Source organism: Chitinophaga sp. XS-30 (genome assembly GCF_008086345.1).
GTDB lineage: Bacteria > Bacteroidota > Bacteroidia > Chitinophagales > Chitinophagaceae > Chitinophaga.
Genome location: NZ_CP043006.1, coordinates 2754192 through 2771638, shown reverse-complemented (window position 1 = coordinate 2771638; position 17447 = coordinate 2754192). Strand labels below are relative to the sequence as shown.

The 17447-nt window shown below is 51.9% G+C and carries 17 protein-coding genes; 4 read left to right on the top strand and 13 right to left on the bottom strand.

Annotation, left to right across the window (positions count from 1 at the left end):
* The first annotated feature begins 33 nt into the window (after positions 1-33).
* On the top strand, positions 34-597 hold the full coding sequence (locus tag FW415_RS11420; protein WP_148384923.1) for a YeeE/YedE family protein: 564 nt from the start codon (positions 34-36) through the stop codon (positions 595-597).
* A gap of 15 nt (positions 598-612) precedes the next feature.
* Positions 613-1128: a DUF6691 family protein gene (locus tag FW415_RS11415; protein WP_148384921.1), complete on the top strand. Its 516-nt coding sequence runs from the start codon at positions 613-615 to the stop codon at positions 1126-1128.
* Positions 1129-1225: 97 nt separating this feature from the next.
* Here FW415_RS11415 and FW415_RS11410 read toward each other — a convergent pair whose 3' ends face one another.
* The 4 genes from FW415_RS11410 to FW415_RS11395 are packed head-to-tail and all read right to left on the bottom strand — an operon-like array spanning position 1226 to position 4539.
* A complete protein-coding gene (locus FW415_RS11410; protein WP_148384918.1) occupies positions 1226-2563 on the bottom strand; it encodes a rhodanese-like domain-containing protein in 1338 nt (445 codons plus the stop codon).
* A 46-nt stretch (positions 2564-2609) separates the two neighbouring features.
* The gene (locus tag FW415_RS11405; RefSeq protein WP_148384916.1) at positions 2610-3803 is read right to left on the bottom strand and encodes an FAD/NAD(P)-binding oxidoreductase; all 1194 of its coding nucleotides are present in this window, start codon (positions 3801-3803) and stop codon (positions 2610-2612) included.
* A gap of 55 nt (positions 3804-3858) precedes the next feature.
* Entirely contained in the window at positions 3859-4272 is a 414-nt protein-coding gene (locus FW415_RS11400) for a hypothetical protein (protein ID WP_148384914.1), read from the bottom strand.
* A 12-nt stretch (positions 4273-4284) separates the two neighbouring features.
* Positions 4285-4539 carry a hypothetical protein gene (locus FW415_RS11395; protein WP_148384912.1) on the bottom strand — a complete coding sequence of 85 codons (255 nt, stop codon included), beginning with the start codon at positions 4537-4539 and terminating at the stop codon, positions 4285-4287.
* A gap of 50 nt (positions 4540-4589) precedes the next feature.
* Here FW415_RS11395 and FW415_RS11390 point away from each other — a divergent pair, with 50 nt between their 5' ends.
* Complete coding sequence (locus tag FW415_RS11390) at positions 4590-5087, top strand: heme-binding domain-containing protein (RefSeq protein WP_148384911.1); 498 nt, start codon at positions 4590-4592, stop codon at positions 5085-5087.
* Between the two features lie 104 nt (positions 5088-5191).
* Here FW415_RS11390 and FW415_RS11385 read toward each other — a convergent pair whose 3' ends face one another.
* The 9 genes from FW415_RS11385 to FW415_RS11345 all read right to left on the bottom strand — a co-directional run bounded on the left by FW415_RS11385 (position 5192) and on the right by FW415_RS11345 (position 15914).
* Complete coding sequence (locus FW415_RS11385; protein ID WP_148384910.1) at positions 5192-5566, bottom strand: iron chaperone; 375 nt, start codon at positions 5564-5566, stop codon at positions 5192-5194.
* Between the two features lie 300 nt (positions 5567-5866).
* On the bottom strand, positions 5867-7123 hold the full coding sequence (gene ilvA / locus FW415_RS11380) for a threonine ammonia-lyase IlvA (RefSeq protein WP_148384908.1): 1257 nt from the start codon (positions 7121-7123) through the stop codon (positions 5867-5869).
* Between the two features lie 126 nt (positions 7124-7249).
* Positions 7250-8293, bottom strand: coding sequence for a ketol-acid reductoisomerase (gene ilvC / locus FW415_RS11375; RefSeq protein ID WP_148384905.1), 1044 nt, complete (start codon positions 8291-8293; stop codon positions 7250-7252).
* Between the two features lie 62 nt (positions 8294-8355).
* On the bottom strand, positions 8356-8898 hold the full coding sequence (gene ilvN / locus FW415_RS11370; protein WP_148384903.1) for an acetolactate synthase small subunit: 543 nt from the start codon (positions 8896-8898) through the stop codon (positions 8356-8358).
* A gap of 25 nt (positions 8899-8923) precedes the next feature.
* Positions 8924-10678, bottom strand: coding sequence for a biosynthetic-type acetolactate synthase large subunit (ilvB, locus tag FW415_RS11365; protein WP_371417047.1), 1755 nt, complete (start codon positions 10676-10678; stop codon positions 8924-8926).
* The gene (ilvD, locus tag FW415_RS11360; RefSeq protein ID WP_148384901.1) at positions 10644-12323 is read right to left on the bottom strand and encodes a dihydroxy-acid dehydratase; all 1680 of its coding nucleotides are present in this window, start codon (positions 12321-12323) and stop codon (positions 10644-10646) included. Before ilvD ends, ilvB begins: the two co-directional genes overlap by 35 nt.
* 234 nt (positions 12324-12557) lie before the next feature.
* Positions 12558-13460, bottom strand: coding sequence for a branched-chain amino acid transaminase (locus FW415_RS11355; RefSeq protein ID WP_148384898.1), 903 nt, complete (start codon positions 13458-13460; stop codon positions 12558-12560).
* 487 nt (positions 13461-13947) lie between these two features.
* A complete protein-coding gene (locus tag FW415_RS11350) occupies positions 13948-15015 on the bottom strand; it encodes a phosphotransferase enzyme family protein (protein ID WP_148384896.1) in 1068 nt (355 codons plus the stop codon).
* Positions 15015-15914: a sugar phosphate nucleotidyltransferase gene (locus tag FW415_RS11345; protein ID WP_148384893.1), complete on the bottom strand. Its 900-nt coding sequence runs from the start codon at positions 15912-15914 to the stop codon at positions 15015-15017. Before FW415_RS11345 ends, FW415_RS11350 begins: the two co-directional genes overlap by 1 nt.
* Positions 15915-16106: 192 nt before the next feature.
* Between FW415_RS11345 and FW415_RS11340 the strand changes: the two genes are divergently transcribed.
* Positions 16107-17441, top strand: coding sequence for an alpha-L-fucosidase (locus FW415_RS11340; RefSeq protein ID WP_148384890.1), 1335 nt, complete (start codon positions 16107-16109; stop codon positions 17439-17441).
* Positions 17442-17447 lie beyond the last annotated feature (6 nt).

The following is a 17447-nucleotide window of genomic DNA, read 5'->3' as shown; positions in this document are numbered from 1 at the left end:
CATAGCCGATTTTTGTCCTTAAAAAAAGATCATATGCTGGAAGCACTTTTCCAACCCTGGCCCTGGTATGTGGCAGGCGGACTGATCGGGTTGATCGTACCGGCCCTGTTGCTGCTGGGCAATAAACATTTCGGCATCTCCGCCAACCTGCGGCATGCCTGCGCTGCCTGCTTTCCGGGCAACATCAAATTTTTTCAGTACGACTGGAGAAAGGAGATATGGAATTTCTTTTTCGTGGGCGGCATCCTCGCCGGAGCTGTCATTGCTGCCACTTTTCTGGCCGATCCGCTTCCGGTGCAGGTAGATCCGCGTCTCGCGCAAGAGCTGGCGGGGTATGGCATTACGGACTACAGCAACATGGTGCCGCAGCAGCTTGTTTCCTGGGAAGCGCTGTTCAGTGCAAGGGGACTGGTCATGATGGTGCTCGGCGGGTTTCTGGTGGGTTTCGGCTCCCGGTATGCCGGAGGCTGTACCAGCGGCCATGCTATAATGGGCCTCAGCGATCTGCAGCTGCCATCGCTGATCGCAACCTGTTGCTTTATGGCAGGCGGGTTCATCATGGCAAACCTGATCCTCCCTTACATCATGCAATTATAAATAAACCGAAAGATCATGTCAGTTATAAAAGAAGATGTCATCAGCAACAATACCACGGACTACGAAGTGCGTTCCCTGGATACCGTATGTATCAACGATTCCGTCCGCCAGCATCCCTGGTGGTACAATTTCAAATACCTGGCGGTGGGCGTACTGTTCGGCATCGTATTCGTTAAAGCGGAGATCATCTCCTGGTTCCGTATCCAGGAAATGTTCAGGATGCAAAGCTTTCATATGTACGGGGTCATTGGCACGGCCATTGCGGTGGGCGCGCTTTCCGTATTCCTGATCAAAAAATTCAGGATCAAAACCATTCACGGGGAAACGATCGCCTTCACGCCCAAGAAATTCAATAAGGGCCAGATCATCGGCGGGTTGATATTCGGCCTGGGATGGGCGCTGACCGGCGCCTGCCCGGGGCCGCTGTTCGCGCAGATCGGTACCGGCGCTACCGTGGTGGCGGTTGTAGTAGCAAGCGCCATTGCCGGTACATGGACGTACGGGTATTTCCGGGAAAAGCTCCCGCACTGATAATATGCAGTCGATTTACATATAAAAAAGCCGGCCAATACTTTTCAGTACGGCCGGCTTCTTCTTTTTTCTCATAAGCAACCCAGATCTGAGCCCATCATTTGTAACGGGATATCTCCGTGCTCAGATCAAAGACCTTCAGATCAGGCCGTATCTTTTTCAGCAGGCTGGCCCCTATTGCAGAACGGTAACCGCCCGCGCAATGCACCAGCACCGGCTTGTCGGTCAGAATATCTTTGGCGCGCTCCTTTAATTCCACCAGCGGAATGTTCACGCTCGTTTTGAACAGGGGTTGTGCAACATGCTCTCCCGCCTGCCGGATATCCAGTATGTAATACGCGCCTGATTCATCAGGGTGTGCGGTGATCACCGGTTTAGCGATATCCGTTACGGCGAAGTCATTTCCCGCCACTACACCGGTCACAAAAGTTTCATATCCTATCCTTGCCGTGCGGGCCAGTACTTCCGTCTTCGTTGCTTCTTCCGCTACCACTATGCAGTACTGCTCTCCGGGTTTGACGATACTGCCCAGCCAGGTTTCATACTTGTCCTTCGGTCCGCACTGAATATTGATGGCGCCCGGTAAATGCCCCTGCTTGAACGATGCCTCGGGACGGGTATCCACCACCGTCAAACCGTCCGGAACATCCGCTGCCGTCAGCAGCCCGATGCCCTCCATTGCCGCAGGAACGGAAGCAGCGCCCGTACGGTTCACCTCCACATCAAACGGAAAATAATACGGTACATACGGCTGATCCTTCAGCAGTTCCTTCACAAATTCATCCTCGCTCATTTCCTGCAAGGCCCAGTTTTGCGTACGTTGACTGCCCAGTGTGTCCGACAGCTGATCGCTGAGGTTCTTCCCGCACAGGGAGCCCCCGCCATGCGCCGGGTAGATCATCACATCATCGGGCAGCTTTGCCAGCACCTGGTAAATGGACTGGTACATGCGGCGTGCCAGCGCCATTCTTTCCTCCCGCATCCGGCCCGCGCCTTCCCGCAGGTCCGGCCGACCCACATCATTGATGAACAGGAAATCCCCCGTGAACAAAGCCACGGATTTCCCGGCGGCATCCAGCAGCAGATAGCTGTTGCTGTCAGGCGAATGCCCCGGCGTATGCAAAGCTTTGATCGTACTTTTTCCCAGCTTCAGCTCATCGCCATCACTAAAGGGCGAAAACGGATAATCCGGCTCTACCATCGGATTGATCAGTATTGTTGCGCCTTTTTCCTTATGCACCTGCAGGTGGCAGCTCACAAAGTCCGCATGCGGATGCGTTTCCAGCACATGAGTGATCTCCGCCCCGCAGGCCTCTGCATGGCGGTAATAAGGCAAAGGGTCTCTGGAAGGGTCTATCAGTACCATCTCCTTCCCTTCCCATACAGCATAAGATGCATGAGAGAGCGCCTCATCGTAAAATTGTTTTATTTCCATACTGTTGTATTTAAGCAATTGATTATTCGTCACAAAAAACGTTCCCTTATGCCTTGCCGGTCAATATTCTGGCCCAGTACATCCAGGGCAGCACATATCTTTTCAGCAGGAACATGCTCCATCTTTCCCGGCTTTGATCAAAAGGAAAGGTCTCCACCCGGTGGTTGTCATAGTCAAACTCCGCCAGCACCAGTTTCCCGTAACCCGTCACTACCGGGCAGCTGGTATAACCGTTATACCTGGCAGACAGCGGCTGATGCCGCATATGGCGGAGCAGGTTTTCCACCAGTACGGGCGCCTGTTTGCGGATGGCCGCGCCGGTCTTGCTGGTGGGCAGGCTGGCAGCGTCTCCCAGCGAGAATATATCCGGGTACTTCACATGCTGCAGGGTAAACCTGTCCACATCCACCCATCCCGCCGCATTCGCAAGCGGGCTTTGTTTCACAAAATCAGGCGCGCTTTGCGGCGGTGTAACATGTATCATATCAAAATCCACCCAGGTCTCCTCATTTTGGTGTTCCCCCATTCCCGTAAATTTCGCACGTTTGCCCGGCCCGTCTATCTCCACAAGTTGTTGCTGAAAATGCAGGTGAATATCCGCCCGGCGGCATACTTCCAGCAGGGTCTTTTCATATTCCGGCACCCCGAAAAGCCGGGTTCCGCCGCTCCAATACTGGATATCTGCCTTTTTCAGCAGGCCATGCCGCCGGAAATAATCCGCCGCCATGTACATGATCTTGTGCGGAGCGCCGCCGCATTTTACCGGGGTATGCGGGTTGTGGAAGATCGCCCGGCCTCCCTTGAAATTGCGGATGCTTTCAAAAGTATATGGTGCAGTATCGTAGCTGTAATTCGAGCATACGCCATTCGTTCCCAGTGATTCCTTGAGCCCTTTGACATCGTTCCAGTTGAGCTGTATCCCCGGCGCCACCACCAGGTATTCGTAATACATCTTTTCTCCGGATGCAAATACGATGGCATGCTCCTCCGGCAGGAATGCCGCCACCTTGTCCTTGATCCATTGTGCGCCGGCAGGCATCACATCGCCTTCCCGCCGCATGGTTTTGCGGATATCGAAAATACCGCTGCCCACGAGCGTCCAGGCCGGTTGATAGTAATGTTTGTCCGATGGCTCTATCACCGCAACATCCAGTTTGCTGTCTTTCCGCAGCAACCGCGCGGCTACCGACAGGCCGGCATTGCCACCGCCCACGATAATGATCTTATGTTGAACTGGCATAATATTGATTTTGCATGAATGTAGCCCCATACCCTGCGGAAAAGCGTGACTTTAGTCACATCCGGTAGGAATACTCGATACCCGTTAACTGCAGCAGCCAGCCAGTCAGCATCATCAGTACACCCGTCGAAAAATACACGATATGCAAGGGATCTACTCCCTGCACGATAAATATCTGTATGACGATCCAACCCACTAACAAAAACCCCTGCACCATTATCAGCCATGTATAATTTTTAAGTTCAAGCAAAGTGATGACCAGCACCACCAGGCTGAAAGCCCCGTTTACAAGGAAGAGCACAAGGCCGGGAATAAAAAAGTCCGGGAATAGCGTACCCTCCAGTAATTCAAGCGGCATTCCCAAGCCGCTGCCGTCAGGATGCATCATCAGGCTCCAGCCGCCATATACAGCGCTGAGACCATTGAATAACAGCAGTACCGAAGCAAGTATTTTCAGGAAGATTCTCATAACAGTGGTTTTTTAGGTGGTGATCTTTATACCCCTTTTCTTCATTTCCTCCGCCAGCTTGCCGGGGATCTTGCGGCAGGAGCAGTTTTGCTGGTGGGCAATGTGCCATTCGATCCGCTGGTCCGTTGTAGGATTGGGCGGCATGGGATGTTTCAGGTGCCATGTTTTGTTGATCTTCATATGGCTGATCTTTTGTTTACCGAAAGTTAAGCCGGCGTGTTGCGGAAAAAAATGATCGCCGATATGCCTGTTGATGATGGCGGTCATTGGCCGGACCTTATCCGGTCAATAACTTTATCTTACCTAAAATCAGCTTCATGAGATCATGGAAAATGATACTGTGGGTGTTTTTGGCCGCACTGGCCATCATCCAGTTCTTCCGTCCTGCGCGGAATGTCGCCGGTGCTTCGCCGGACGGGCATATTTCGAAAGCCTATGCTGTACCGGCAGATGTGGAGGCCATTCTTCAAAAGGCTTGTTACGATTGTCATAGCAACAATACCGTCTATCCCTGGTATGCGAACATCCAGCCGGTAGCCTGGTGGCTGGCGGCACATATCAAAGACGGTAAACGTCATCTGAACTTCGATGAATTCCTTGCTTACCCCGTCTCCCGCCAATACCGGAAACTGGAGGAGACCGCGGAAATGGTAAATGAAGGAGAGATGCCCCTATCCTCCTACACGATCGTTCATACGAGCGCAAAGCTCAATGTGGCGGAACGAAAAATGATCAGTGACTGGTGCGGAAATATCCGGAAGGAGATGCAATCAGCCTACCCGCCGGATAGTCTGATCGCGAAGAAAAAACAATGATTCCTGCCGGGAGCAGAAACCGGCCCGGGTTTGACGGACGGCGGAACCGGATATGCGGCAGGCCTTTCCTATCAGCTTGCGCTGCGATGCCGCGGAAAAGGGTATTATTTCTTTTTGGCTTTGGCCTTTTCAAGGCTTTCTTTCACCCTGTACTTTACGATCTTGGTGATCAGCGCTAGTGGCATGGGCTGATCCAGCGGGAATTGTACAGACCCTTTGCCGGTCTTGTAAACAGCCAGCTCCTTTTTAAAAGCCTCCGCTCCCGTAGGCGCGGGATAGAACCCGATATGATTTTTGTACCCGGCAAAGTGTACCAGGTTACCATTCAGCCTGAAGGTAGGCATGGCATAGCTGATCGCTTCCGTAGCTGCCGGCGCAGCCTTTTGAATAGTTTCTCGAACCTGTTGCAGCATGGCCTGTACCGGTGCGGGGAAACCGGCGATGTATGTGTCGATGTCCCGGGCGGGGGTGTTTTTCATGAATACAAAGTTAAGGGCTCAGGCGGAACGGTTTATGGGCAAAAACGACATACTGGGGGGAAAGTGCGACAAGTAAGCCCGATGGGTAACCGGGCCTGTTCTTCATTCGTATTTCAGGATAAATGACTAAAAGACAGTCTGTTGTAAGGATGGTAAAGTATCTTCAGGATACTTGTAAACCACTATCAAACTATAGATAAAGTACCTTTTTATGGGAGTACCTTATGGGTACTTCAACAGTACCTTAACAGTACTTCATAGGTACTTTATCTACCTGACACGAGCGGCTGATGGCGCCTGCTATACCAGGTAACCAAAAAGATCATCGTCTTTATTCAATTCCGTGTAGTGTACATTGTACTTGCGCATGTTCGCCAGCAGCACATCATAATCCTCCCGGTTCTTCAGCTCTATCCCCACCAGCGCGGGGCCCATTTCCTTGTTATGCTTCTGTATGAACTCAAAGCGGGTAATATCGTCACCCGGACCCAGCACATGGTTCACAAATTCTTTCAATGCACCGGGGCGTTGCACAAAGCGTACAATGAAATAATGTTTCAGGCCTTCATATAACAGGGAACGTTCCTTGATCTCCTGCATCCGGTCGATATCGTTATTGCTCCCACTGATCACGCACACTACTTTCTTCCCTTTGATCTCCGCGGCAAAATCGTCCAGCGCCGCGATGGACAAGGCCCCTGCGGGCTCTACCACTATGGCGTCTTCATTATACAACCGCAGAATGGTGGAGCAGATGCGGCCTTCCGGCACGAGGCTCATTTTATCCAGCACATCTTTGCATATCTCATAGGTGAGACTGCCCACCCGTTTCACGGCAGCGCCGTCCACAAAACGATCGATCTCCGGCAATGTAACCGGGCCGCCGTTCTCCAGCGCTTTCAGCATGGAAGGCGCACCTTCCGGCTCTATACCGATGATCTTCGTAGCGGGACTGTACGTGCGGAAATACACGCCGGTACCGGATGCCAGGCCACCGCCACCCACGGGAATGAACAGGTAATCCACTTCCGGCTGCTCTTCCAGTATTTCCAGGCCCACGGTCCCCTGCCCTTCAATGATCTTGGGATCATCAAACGGCGGCACAAAGGTCATGTTATGCTCCCGGGTAAAAGCCTGCGCCTCTGCGGAGCAGTCATCGAAGGTATCACCCGTCAGCCTGATCTCGATATTATCGCCGCCGAACATTTTCACCTGGTTCACCTTCTGCTTGGGTGTGATGATGGGCATGAACACAACGCCTTTCACATTCAGCAGGCGGCAGGAATAGGCAAAGCCCTGGGCATGGTTGCCTGCGCTGGCACAGGTAACGCCATTGACCAAACGGCTTTTGTCCAGCGTGCTCATCATGTTATAGGCGCCACGGAGTTTGTAGGAGCGCACCACCTGCATGTCTTCCCGCTTCAGGTACACATCGCAGCCATAGCGGCGGGACAGGTTGGCGTTATACGTCAGGGGAGTGCGGGTTATCACGGAGCGCAGCCTTTCCGCTGCGGCTTTTATACTGGTTGGTGTAATGGTATGATTGACTTCTGGCATTATCTGGGTTTAAAAAATAAAAAAAGAAAAAACGAACATCAGGTGCTGCTGCTAATTCGACCTATCCCTCCGTATCCAACACCGATCTTCATTTTTTCTTTCTTTTATCTTTTACTGATTGCGTGCTTATTTGCCGGGGCGCAGCTGACGTACTGCAGCGCCTGCCTGCCACATTTCACTGTTACGCAGCTCTTCCAGTTCTTTTTCCAGCTTCTCGCGGTAATCCGCCTGGCTGTTGGAAGAGATGGAACGTGCCGCTTCTTTGCCTGCAGCTACAGAAGCATACAGTTCATCGAACACAGGCTGGGTAGCTTCCTTGAATTTCTTCCACCAGTCCAGTGCACCGCGCTGGGCCGTAGTAGAGCAGTTGGCATACATCCAGTCCATACCATTCTCGGCTACGAGGGGCATCAGGGACTGGGTCAGTTCTTCTACGGTTTCGTTGAAAGCTTCGGAAGGTGAGTGGCCATTGTTGCGCAGTGTCTGGTACTGTGCAGCAAAGATACCCTGGATGGCGCCCATCAGGGAACCGCGTTCGCCGGTAAGGTCGGAGAATACTTCTTTTTTGAAATCTGTTTCAAACAGGTAACCGGAACCAACGCCGATGCCGAGAGCGATCACACGGTCGCGGGCCTTGCCGGTAGCGTCCTGGAAGATGGCGAAGCTGGAGTTCAGCCCCTGGCCGGCCAGGAACAGTCTGCGGAGGGAAGTACCGGAGCCTTTGGGAGCTACCAGGATCACGTCCACATCAGCAGGCGGAATAATATTGGTCTGTTCTTTATAAGTGATGCCAAAACCGTGAGAGAAATACAGCGCTTTACCTTTGGTGAGGTAAGGTTTCAGGGTAGGCCACAGGGTGATCTGACCCGCATCGGAGAGCAGGTACTGGATGATCGTGCCTTTCTGTGCCGCTTCCTCTATCTCGAACAGGGTTTCGCCCGGCACCCAGCCGTCTGCTACTGCCTTATCCCAGGTCTTGGAATTTTTACGCTGGCCGATGATCACGTTGAATCCGTTGTCTTTCAGATTCAGCGCCTGGCCGGGACCTTGTACGCCGTAACCGATGATAGCAATAGTTTCGTCCTTCAGAACTTCTCTTGCTTTTTCCATGGGGAATTCTTCTCTGGTTACTACTTCTTCCAGTACCCCGCCAAAATTGATGGTTGCCATGTTTTGATCGTGTTTTTTTTAAAAAGTTGTTAAAAGTCTAAGGTTAAAAAGTAAACGCCGTATCAGTCTTTCAGATTATCCGCTTCGATAAGCGACAGGTCTTTGAGATGTTCGTGGAAACGGCGGCTCCATTTCACGATCGCAACGCGACCGCTTTTGGAATATTCTATGAGGCCATATGGCTCCAGTTTTTTGAGCATGGCGATCAGCTCCTGCTGGTGGCCTGTTTTTTCCAGTACGAAATAATCCGCGGTAATGGTGAGGATGCGGGCATTGTTATCGCGGATGATCCGCTCGATATCGCCGTTATGCAGGCTCTTCGTGGATATCTTGTACAGCGCCAGCTCCTGGTACACCACTTCGTCCTCGTCATGAACGAATGCACGGTGTATCTCGATGAGCTTTTCGATCTGGCCCACCACTTTTTCCAGCCTGTCTCTTTCCGACAACACGGTGATGATGAACTTGTACACCCCGGCGATCTCGGTTTCCGCCGTGGTGAGACTGGTGATATTGATGCCCCTGCGGGTGAATATCACGGAGATACGGTTGGTGATGCCGATCCGGTCTTCCGTGTACACCGTTACGGTATATTCTTTTTGCATGTTGATTCGATTAAGTGATAATGAACTACTCGAGGCGGATCGATGAGATCGGCGCACCGGCGGGTACCATCGGGAATACGTTGTCTTCCTGCTCTACCACTACCTCCAGCAGGTAAGCGCCTTTGGTATCCAGCATTTCTTTCACGGCGGCTTCTATCTCCGAACGTTCGCTGACCTTGCGGCCCGGAATGTAGAACCCTTTGGCGATCTGCACGAAATCAGGGTTGATCATTTCGGTGGATGAGTAGCGCTTGTCGAAGAACAGTTGCTGCCACTGGCGTACCATGCCCAGGAAGTTGTTGTTCAGGATCACGATCTTCACCCCGATCTCGGACTGATAGATGGTACCCAGTTCCTGCAGCGTCATCTGGAAGCAGCCGTCGCCGATGATGGCTACCACTTCCCTTTCAGGAGCGCCTACTTTGGCGCCCATGGCGGCCGGCAGGGAAAAGCCCATCGTGCCCATACCGCCGGAGGTGATATTGGTGTTCGGGTCTTTGAAGCGGTAGTAGCGGGAAGCCACCATCTGGTGCTGTCCAACGTCTGTTACCAGGATGGCTTTGCCTTCCGTCTGCTCGGAAATGATGCGCACCACTTCCGCCATTTTCAGCATGCCTTCTTTGGGATACAACTCGTTGTGCTGTACTTTTTCATATTCCTGTTTGTCCGCTTCCTTGAAGGACTGCAGCCATTCCTCATGCTTCGCCGGTTTTATGTGCGGCAGCATGGCTTCCAGGGCTGCTTTCGCATCCGCATGTACAGCTACGTCCGCGGGAATGATCTTGTTGATCTCCGCTTTATCTATTTCGATGTGGATCACTTTCGCCTGGCGGGCATAGGCGCTCACATCCCCGGTGATCCGGTCGTCGAAGCGCATGCCGATGGCGATCAGCACATCACATTCATTGGTATTGATATTAGGTCCGTAGTTGCCATGCATCCCGAGGTATCCCACATAGCAGGGGTGATCTACCGGCACGGCGGAAAGGCCCAGCAGTGTGGAAGCCACAGGTATCTGCGCTTTCTCCGCCATTTCTATCAGCAATTTCTCTGCACCGGCGATCAGTACGCCGTGGCCGCAAAGGATATAAGGTTTTTTGGCGTTATTGATCAACTCTACCGCAGCAGCGATCGCATCCTGCTTCAGTTGCGGAACGGGCTGGTAGCTGCGGATATGTTCACAGGCTTTATACTGGAAATCGAGCTTGCCGAATTGCGCGTTCTTGGTGATATCTACCAGTACGGGACCGGGACGGCCGCTGCGGGCGATGTAGAATGCCTTGGCGATAGCTCCGGGAATATCTTCCGGTCTGGTCACCTGGATGTTCCACTTGGTGATGGGCATGGTAATGCCGATCACGTCCGTTTCCTGGAATGCATCCGTTCCGAGCAGCGCGGCGGCTACCTGGCCGGTGATGCAGACCATCGGGGTAGAATCCATATGTGCGTCCGCGAGGCCTGTTACCAGGTTGGTAGCGCCGGGGCCGGAGGTGGCAAAGGCCACGCCCACTTTTCCATTGCTGCGCGCATACCCTTGTGCGGCATGCGTTGCACCTTGTTCATGGCGGACTAGAATATGATGGACTTTATCCTGGAAATCATACAGGGCATCATAAATGGGCATAATGGCGCCACCGGGGTAACCGAAAATGGTGTCCACGCCTTCAGCAATCAGTGACCGGATCACGGCTTCAGCGCCGGTGATGATCTCGGCGGGTGCAGCGGTGGGCCGCTTGTCAGACTCCTCAGTCTTCATCGGTAACACATCCTTCTGTTGCATTTTTTACTTGTTTTGCGTATTTGAATAATATTCCGTTCTTCGCCTTGAGTGCCGGTTGTTTCCATGCGGCTTTACGGGCTGCGATCTCTTCGTCTGTTACATGTACTTTGATGACGTTGTTCACTGCATCGATCTCGATGACGTCATCATCCTTGACGACGGCAATAGTACCGCCTTCGTACGCTTCCGGCACGATGTGCCCTACCACGAAGCCATGTGTGCCGCCGGAAAAGCGGCCATCAGTGATCAACGCTACGTTTTTGCCGAGGCCTGCACCCATAATGGCCGAGGTCGGTTTCAGCATTTCCGGCATACCGGGGCCGCCTTTGGGGCCTACATAGCGGATCACCACTACGTCGCCCGCTTTTACGCGGCCGGACTGGATGCCTGCGATCAATTCAAATTCCCCGTCAAATACACGGGCAGGGCCGGTGAATTTCTCCCCTTCCTTGCCGGTGATCTTTGCAACTGATCCCTGCTCGGCGAGGTTGCCGTAGAGGATCTGGATGTGCCCGGAGGCTTTGAGCGGTTGCTCCAGCGGAGCTATAATATCCTGTTTGGTAAAGTCGATGTCGGGCACGGATGCCAGGTTCTCCGCCAGGGTTTTGCCGGTTACGGTGAGGCAATCGCCGTGCAGCATGCCCTTTTGCAGGAGGTATTTCATGACCAGGGGAACACCGCCGATGTTGTGGAGGTCTTCCATCATGTATTTGCCGCTGGGTTTCAGATCCGCCAGCAGCGGGGTTTTATCGCTCAGGCGCTGGAAATCCTCATTGGTGATCTTCACCCCTACGGATTTGGCGATGGCGATGAAATGCAGCACTGCATTGGTACTGCCGCCGAGGGCCATGATAACGGTAATGGCATTCTCGAATGCCTGCTGCGTCATAATGTCTTTCGGCTTGATATCTTTTTCGAGCAGCAAACGGATGTATTTGCCGGCTTCCAGGCATTCTTTCTGCTTGTCTTCGCTCAGCGCGGGGTTGGAGGAGCTGTAAGGAAGGCTCATGCCCAGCGCCTCAATGGCGGAGCTCATGGTATTGGCCGTGTACATGCCGCCGCAGGCGCCTGCGCCCGGGCAGGAATGCTGTACAATGCCCTTGAAATCCCCTTCATCCAGGTTGCCGGCCAGCTTCTGGCCCAGCGCTTCGAATGCAGAGATGATATTGAGGTCCTGCCCCTTATACTTCCCCGGTGCGATCGTACCGCCGTACACCATGATGGACGGACGGTTCAAACGGCCCATGGCGATCAGGGAACCGGGCATGTTCTTGTCGCAGCCCGGTACGGTAATGAGCGCATCATAATATTGCGCACCGCAAACCGCTTCAATGGAATCGGCAATAATATCACGGCTGACGAGGGAATAGCGCATACCGTCGGTACCGTTGCTGATACCGTCGCTGACGCCGATCGTATTGAAAATAAGGCCCACCAGGTCCTGGCTCCAGACGCCTTTTTTCACGGTCTTTGCCAGATCATTCAGGTGCATGTTGCAGGTATTGCCATCGTAGCCCATGCTCACGATGCCTACCTGTGCTTTTTTCAGGTCTTCCTCTGTCAGTCCTATCCCGTACAGCATGGCTTGTGCGGCGGGCTGCGTAGGGTCTTGCGTGATCGTTTTGCTGTATTTGTTCAACTCCATAAAGTCAGCCGGTATTACCCGGAATTTTTAATTATTGTACAAGTTATCTCCGGAGTGCTTCATTATCCAAACCTATAATTTGCCCGTTCCCGGTCTTCAAAAGGTGTGCAGAATAACCAAAACCCGCTATGTCAGGGGCTTGTATTGAAATGTGTTTACGCCATTCAACGGGTGGAAAAAAAGAGGGTGATGGTACCCGCAGCACCGGCTGCCTTACGCATCACCCTGTAAACATCAGGCCGGAATGGCCTCACGCTTGAATTCTTTCTCCAATACTTTTGCCTTGTAAGCCTGCTGGATCACTTTACCGAGGGACTCGCCGAAGGGCTTGCCGAAGGTGTGATCGTCCAGCGAATCCCAGCCTACGATCTCCGCAGCGGTACCGCAATAGAAAACAGCATCCGCTTTCTTCAGCTCCTCAATGGTGAACAGCTTCTCTTCCAGGGGAATACCCAGCTCTTTGCAGATCTCGATCACGGTGGCGCGGGTGATGCCCGGCAGGATGTTGCCCGGAGGCGGTGTGAAGATCTTGCCGTCCTTCTCGAAGAAGATGTTGGCGCCGGGGCCTTCGCCTACATTCCCGTTGATGTCCAGCAACAACGCTTCATCGAAACCTTTCTCCTTGGCTTCCTGGGAGGCGAGGATGGAGTTCACATACAGCCCGGCGGATTTGGATTCTATCTTGAAGGCCTTGGGGTTCGGGCGCTGGTAAGACGAGGTCATCACCCGCAGCAGCTTCTCTCCCAGGTAAGCGCCCCATTCCCATGCACAGATCATTACATGCGTTGAGGAAGCGGCCTTTAGTGTCATATTCGGCGGGCAGAACGCCAGAGGACGGATATAGGCTTCCTCCAGATTGTTCATTTCCAGCACTTTATAGCAGGCTTTCACCAGCTCTTCATTGTCGAAATTGTAAGGGATGTGGATCAGCTCACAGGAACGCTTGAAACGGTCGAAGTGCTCCTTTGCCTTGAATATCTTCACCTCTCCACTGGCAGTTTTGTAAGCGCGGATGCCTTCGAATACCGCGTATCCATAATGCAGCGACTGACCATACAGGTCGATTTTGGCCTCGGAAGCCTTTACATAGGCCCCGTCAAAGTAAATAATCGTGTTTTCGTTGTAATAGCTATACATATAATTGGAATTTGCACATAAAAAAAGCCTTCCTGATGGAGGAAGGCGTTCTATTTTCTTGTTGTTATTATACACGCTTTTATCCTCCAATCGGCTGGCGGCTGATAATGACAACGACGATCACGACTAATGTGATAGCCCAGTTGAGCTGCGGCACAATATGACTGATCTTGTTATTATCTTTATTTAACCACATGGAGGTTCTGTTCAATTGTAGTTGATTGGTACAAATGTATTCCGGTATTGAATAAAAAACAACAGGCAGCTAAACATTTTGAGAAAAATCAAACAGAACCCCGTTTTTTGAAAATATCGAAATAAACAAGTCGTGGATTGAATAAAATTCAATGATCGACGGATATCAATGGTTAGTATTCAATGTGTTTTGATGATGAAAAACCGGGAACGGGGTGTATAAGGGGGAATTTCCTGCCGGCGGTACAAAAAAGAGAGGGGCGCCTTTTGCAGCAGGCGCCCCTCTTTTGTATTATGCAGTGAGACAATTATCGATGATCCGCTGCAACTGCGGCTCTTTCTCCATCAGCCGTTCCAGCAGGGTAAGCTGGTTTTTGGCGCGGTTGAAGTTGTGCTCCGGATATTTGATGGGGTAATACACGTCGCCATTCAGGTAATCTGTCAGGAAACGGATGCCCTGCATGTAGATCATGAACTGGCCTGCATAGAACAGGTGTTTGCGCTCTGTATCGGACAAGGTGCTGCCTGTTTCGGAAAGGTACCCTTTCATCAGGGCTTCGTAGTAATCCTCCCGCACCTCGATCCGGCTGAAATCCCGCTCCTCTTCTGACACGGGGCTTACGTAGGTGCGCACCATATCCCCCAGGTCCGAGATGATCTTGCCGGGCATCAGGGTGTCCAGATCGCACACGCAAATGCCTTCGTAGGTGTCCTTGTTCAGCAACACGTTGTTGATCTTTGTATCGTGATGCATCAGGCGGTCCGCAAAAGCGGGGTCCGTCTTCAGCTTCTCAAAGGTCACGGCAATGCCGGAATATTGCAGGAACTGGTCGATCAGCTTTTCCGCAGACTGTTTACGCTCTTCCTTTGCGGTACGGATCGCATCCTGGAAAGCGGAATAGCGCAGCGTCAGGTTATGGAAATTGGGGATGGTGGCCTTGAATTCACGCAGATCTATGCCGTGAAGGTAACGCGCCATCCTGCCGAACTGTTTTGCCGCCTCATACGCCTGCTTGGGCGTATCCGCCTGGTCCACGGACGTAGAGGAAGGAATAAAGGGGATCATTCTCCAGTATTCATCCTTGTAGTGAAACAGGTCCTCCCCCGTTATGGTGGTCACCGGTGTGATGAAAAGATAATCAGGATGATGTTCGGCCAGGTAATTTGCAGCCAGCCGCAGATTACGGGCGATCACTTCCGGTTCTTTGAACACATAGGTATTGATCCTTTGGAGGATGTATTTTTTCCCGTCGCCGCCTTCCAGGAGGAAGGTGTTGTTGATATGCCCGCTCCCGAATTTTTTGATCTCCGGACCGGATGCAACGATCCCGAAAGCATCCAGGATTTCCTTGTTCACCATTACTTCCAAAGATTATCGGGATATTCTCCTTTATTCACTAATGCGGATAAGCTGGCCTGTACGCCCGGAGCATCTTCTTTATAAGTTACACCGAACCATTGCGAACTGGTGGGCAATACCCTGATCTCTCCCATACCGTTGCTGATGAACTTGTCCGCCACCAGGGGAATGAAGAACTCGGATTTGGGATTGGAAGCGTTCTCCGCCAGGAACTGGCCGAACAGTTTTTCACTGATCCCGAATACGGAGGGTGAAAAGCCGAAGAAGTTCATGGATACCGGCGTTTTAGGGCTCAGCTCCAGTTTGGCATCGCCATCTTCCGCCACAATTTTGCCGTTTTCCGTAAAGATCTTCGTTCTCTCCGTAATACCGGCAAGGTTGCCTTTATCATTCACTTCGCATACACCGCGGGATACGGAGCCGAATTCGCTCACGGTCTTGCCCAGCTCATATCCTACCAGGCTGTATGTTTTTTCATTGCATTCATTCTTCAGGAAAGCTACCATCTTCTCAAATGCATCACGACCATAGAAATCATCTGCATTGATCACCGCAAAAGGCTCGTTAATGGCGTCTTTCGCGCACATTACCGCATGGGCGGTGCCCCAGGGCTTGGTACGGTCTTCCGGAACAGGATGCCCGTTCACAAAAGCATTCATATCCTGGAATACATAAGCCGTTTCTACTTTCCCTTTCAGCTTGGGCTCGAATATCGCTTTGAAATCTTCCGCAAAATTCTCGCGGATAATAAATACGATCTTGCCAAAACCCGCGCGGATAGCGTCATATATGGAATAGTCCATAATGGTTTCTCCACTGGGGCCAAACTGCTGGATTTGCTTCAAACTTCCGTAACGGCTGGCCATACCTGCCGCCAGGATCAATAATGTCGGTTGCATTTGTTGATATTAGTTTATAAATTTCACGAATTAATATCGGGGGCTAAATTTAATCATTAAATTTTTCCCTGTACTTTTATTTTTTGCTTATCCTTGCGTACCCCATTCCGGTTTTTACAGCGATAAATGGTAAAAGTGAACAATTTTCACTGATCTGGCTATACTTTTTTAAGTAGTTTATAAAACAAATACATGAAACGATGGTTAGTGGCGGGAGCCATGGTACTGCAATGCATGCAGGCCGCACAGGCACAGCAAAAAACAGATCCGGAAGCGATCAGCCAAAAAATGCAATGGTTTGCAGATGCGAAACTGGGCATATTCATTCACTGGGGCATTTATGCCGTGAAAGGTGTGGATGAAAGCTGGAGCTTCCACAATAAAAAGATATCCTATCCTGATTATATGGACCAGCTCAAAGGATTTACCGCGGATAAATATGATCCGCAGGCCTGGGCTGACCTCATCAAAGCATCCGGCGCACGCTATGCCGTGATCACCACCAAACATCATGATGGCGTAGCGTTGTGGGATACAAAATTCAACAAGCTCAGCACCGCAAAAAGCACACCCGCAAAAAGAGATGTATTAACACCCCTCTTTGCTGCGCTCCGGAAAAACGATATCAAAGCCGGCGCATATTTCTCGCTGCTGGACTGGAGCTATCCGGATTACCCGGGATTCCTGAAAGACAGCACACGCTACCAGATCAAAGACCAGCCGCAACGCTGGGAAAAATTCAGAAAATTCTATCAGGGACAAATGGCCGAGGTAATGAGGAAGTTCAATCCCGACCTCTGGTGGTTTGACGGCGACTGGGAACATAGCGCCGAAGAATGGGAAGCGGAGAAAGTACGCGCCATGCTTACGGGCCACAATCCCCATACCATCATCAACGGCCGCCTCACCGGTTACGGCGATTACGATACGCCCGAACAGAATTTCCCCGTGGTGCGGCCGCAGTTCCGCTGGTGGGAGTTATGCATGACCATCAATAACAACTGGGGCTACCAGCCTTCCGATACCAACTGGAAAACGCCTTATGAAGTGATCACCATCTTCGCGGATGCCATCAGCAACGGCGGGAATATGCTGCTGGACATCGGCCCCAAGGCGGATGGCACCATTCCGCCCGAGCAAGTGCATGTACTGAAAGAACTGGGCAAATGGAACAGCAAACATGCCGGTGCGATCTTCCATACCGCAGCAGGCATCCCGCAGGGGCATTTTTACGGGCCTACCACCCTCTCCAAAGATTCCACGACATTATATCTTTTCCTGCCCGGTAAAACAAGCGGACAGGTGATGGTCAAAGGGTTGGACAACACCATAAAAGAGATCACTGTACTCGGGAACGGCACAAAGCTGACGCACAAGATCGTGGGCAAGATCTCCTGGAGCCCGGTACCCGGACTGGTGTACATTCCCGTACCGGATCATGTGCAGGATGAATATATGACCGTGCTGGAACTGAAGCTGGATAAACCTGTGAAACTATACCGCGGAAAAGGCGGGTTGAATGGATAATCAGAG

Coding starts and splice junctions, on each gene's coding strand:
- FW415_RS11420 (WP_148384923.1), top strand. CDS start 34: ATGCTGGAAGCACTTTTCCAACCCTGGCCCTGGTATGTGGCAGGCGGA.
- FW415_RS11415 (WP_148384921.1), top strand. CDS start 613: ATGTCAGTTATAAAAGAAGATGTCATCAGCAACAATACCACGGACTAC.
- FW415_RS11410 (WP_148384918.1), bottom strand. CDS start 2,563: ATGGAAATAAAACAATTTTACGATGAGGCGCTCTCTCATGCATCTTAT.
- FW415_RS11405 (WP_148384916.1), bottom strand. CDS start 3,803: ATGCCAGTTCAACATAAGATCATTATCGTGGGCGGTGGCAATGCCGGC.
- FW415_RS11400 (WP_148384914.1), bottom strand. CDS start 4,272: ATGAGAATCTTCCTGAAAATACTTGCTTCGGTACTGCTGTTATTCAAT.
- FW415_RS11395 (WP_148384912.1), bottom strand. CDS start 4,539: ATGACCGCCATCATCAACAGGCATATCGGCGATCATTTTTTTCCGCAA.
- FW415_RS11390 (WP_148384911.1), top strand. CDS start 4,590: ATGAGATCATGGAAAATGATACTGTGGGTGTTTTTGGCCGCACTGGCC.
- FW415_RS11385 (WP_148384910.1), bottom strand. CDS start 5,566: ATGAAAAACACCCCCGCCCGGGACATCGACACATACATCGCCGGTTTC.
- ilvA (WP_148384908.1), bottom strand. CDS start 7,123: ATGCCAGAAGTCAATCATACCATTACACCAACCAGTATAAAAGCCGCA.
- ilvC (WP_148384905.1), bottom strand. CDS start 8,293: ATGGCAACCATCAATTTTGGCGGGGTACTGGAAGAAGTAGTAACCAGA.
- ilvN (WP_148384903.1), bottom strand. CDS start 8,898: ATGCAAAAAGAATATACCGTAACGGTGTACACGGAAGACCGGATCGGC.
- ilvB (WP_371417047.1), bottom strand. CDS start 10,678: ATGCAACAGAAGGATGTGTTACCGATGAAGACTGAGGAGTCTGACAAG.
- ilvD (WP_148384901.1), bottom strand. CDS start 12,323: ATGGAGTTGAACAAATACAGCAAAACGATCACGCAAGACCCTACGCAG.
- FW415_RS11355 (WP_148384898.1), bottom strand. CDS start 13,460: ATGTATAGCTATTACAACGAAAACACGATTATTTACTTTGACGGGGCC.
- FW415_RS11350 (WP_148384896.1), bottom strand. CDS start 15,015: ATGGTGAACAAGGAAATCCTGGATGCTTTCGGGATCGTTGCATCCGGT.
- FW415_RS11345 (WP_148384893.1), bottom strand. CDS start 15,914: ATGCAACCGACATTATTGATCCTGGCGGCAGGTATGGCCAGCCGTTAC.
- FW415_RS11340 (WP_148384890.1), top strand. CDS start 16,107: ATGAAACGATGGTTAGTGGCGGGAGCCATGGTACTGCAATGCATGCAG.